This window comes from Porphyromonas sp. CAG:1061 (assembly GCF_000435035.1).
GTDB classification, from domain to species: Bacteria; Bacteroidota; Bacteroidia; order Bacteroidales; family Porphyromonadaceae; genus Porphyromonas_A; species Porphyromonas_A somerae.
On record NZ_HF988922.1, the window covers coordinates 1,084 to 2,740 of the forward strand.

The 1,657-nt window shown below is 49.9% G+C and carries 2 protein-coding genes and 1 pseudogene; all 3 read right to left on the reverse strand.

Annotation, left to right across the window (positions count from 1 at the left end; translation table 11 throughout):
- Positions 1–398: pseudogene (locus tag QVO39_RS05915) on the reverse strand (DUF4230 domain-containing protein); the annotation flags it as partial.
- The gene (locus QVO39_RS05920; RefSeq protein ID WP_021903417.1) at positions 382–1,017 is read right to left on the reverse strand and encodes a DUF4230 domain-containing protein; all 636 of its coding nucleotides are present in this window, start codon (positions 1,015–1,017) and stop codon (positions 382–384) included. The pseudogene QVO39_RS05915 and the gene QVO39_RS05920, both read right to left, overlap by 17 nt.
- Positions 1,018–1,121: 104 nt before the next feature.
- A partial coding sequence (locus QVO39_RS05925) for a TRCF domain-containing protein (RefSeq protein ID WP_353867186.1) occupies positions 1,122–1,657 on the reverse strand: 536 nt, incomplete at its 5' end.

The window sequence follows — 1,657 nt, forward strand, 5'->3', positions numbered from 1 at the left end:
GCACCGAAGATGCGGGTGGCGATGTTGTTGCCCCATACGTCGTAGACGGTGAAGCCATTTTCCTCGTGCTCTAGTATCTGCACCTGTGGCTCGGGGAGTACCAGATAGATGGTATCCCCTTGGATGGCTTGCTGTATATTCTCTACATCAAAGGAGATGCGTGCGCGGTAGTGGCCGATGCCGAATGCCGAGACCCCTTTGCCTTTGTAGGTGATGGGAACGATTCGCTCGCCCTCGATGGTGGTGAGCCGAACCATCTCGCGTAGGTCGCTTGCTACGGAGAGAAATATCTCGGGCTGCTTCTCGCTCTTTGCTCTTTTGGGAAGAAAAAGGAAGAGCAATAGGGCTATGACCCCTATGATGATGAGGGCTAGAAGCCACTTAGTTCGCTTTTTCATAGGACTGTGTAAATCTAATCTCTATCTCTTCGTACCCTCGTGCCCTTAGGATGCTGGTGAAGTAAGCTTGGGCCTTGCTTTGTGCCTTGGTCACTAATTCTTGATATTTGGGTGTGCCGGGGCGAATGTTTTGCTTGGCGAGTACCACCGCTTGTCGCTGCATATTTTGTCGCTCCTCACTGGTGATGGACTTTTTATTGCCATTGACCCGCTCGTGGAGCAATTTGAGGGTGCCACCTCGCCCGATGGGCTCTACCTCGATTGGGGGGAGGGTGAGCTGGATGGACTTGTTCTCCTGATCGTATTGGAGGTCGCTATCTTGCAGGTCGTATAGGTTGATGTAGGCGATGGTGTAGAAGTCGAAGGAGTAGATGCCTATGCGGTCGCCTATCTCAAATAAACTGCTGAGGTAATCGGCTGCCTCCTCAAGTGAGCGGATACTCTCCAGACTCTTTTGGTCGGAGGAGATAACGAATATCTCTTCACTACGATACTCCACCAACTCAAGTTTGCCCACCTCTCGTAGTTCATTTGGCTGTATGACCTTCCTCTCCTCCTCGGGCTTGCAGCTGAGGAGTAGTGTTAGTAGCAGTAGTATCTGTAGGGGTATATATCTCATAATACTTCTCATTATTCTCCTACAAAGATAATAAATATAGCTGAGCTACCTATTTTGGAGGGTGAGCTAGCATATTGGGGTGGTGTGGTGTACGGCGATGGGAGTTATTTGGTGGTTAGCTTTGTGAGGGCTGTGTATGCTTTGCCTATGGTATCAATGCCCTTTTTGATAGAGATGGTTCGCTTTCCGCTTTCCTCCTTAAATTGGAGGTCTCTTCCCCATGCTGTGGCATTGGAGAGGATGGTGGAGAAGATAGGGCTTCGGTAGTAGGAGCTATTGTTGTCCGATACCAAGTAAAGCTTTAGGAAGCCTTGTCTATGGGTTACTCTTTCGATGCCACTCTCTTTGCACAGCATGCGGAGCTCTACCACCTTTAGGAGTTCCTCGGCTTCCTTTGGAAGTGGTCCGAATCGATCCTCTAGGCGCTGGCGATAGTGGAGAATGTCTTGGGGATTTTGGAGGGACTCAAGCTCTCGGTAGAGATTGATTCGCTCGTTGTCGCCTGGGACATAAGTCTGCGGGAAGTAGGCCTCGGCGTCGGTCTCTATGGTAGTTTCGTAGACGTAGCTTCGCTTTTGGATAGGTTCTCCTTGAAGGGTTAATACTTCATCAAACTCACTATCCTTGAGCTCCATAACCG

Coding starts and splice junctions, on each gene's coding strand:
- QVO39_RS05920 (WP_021903417.1), bottom strand. CDS start 1,017: ATGAGATATATACCCCTACAGATACTACTGCTACTAACACTACTCCTC.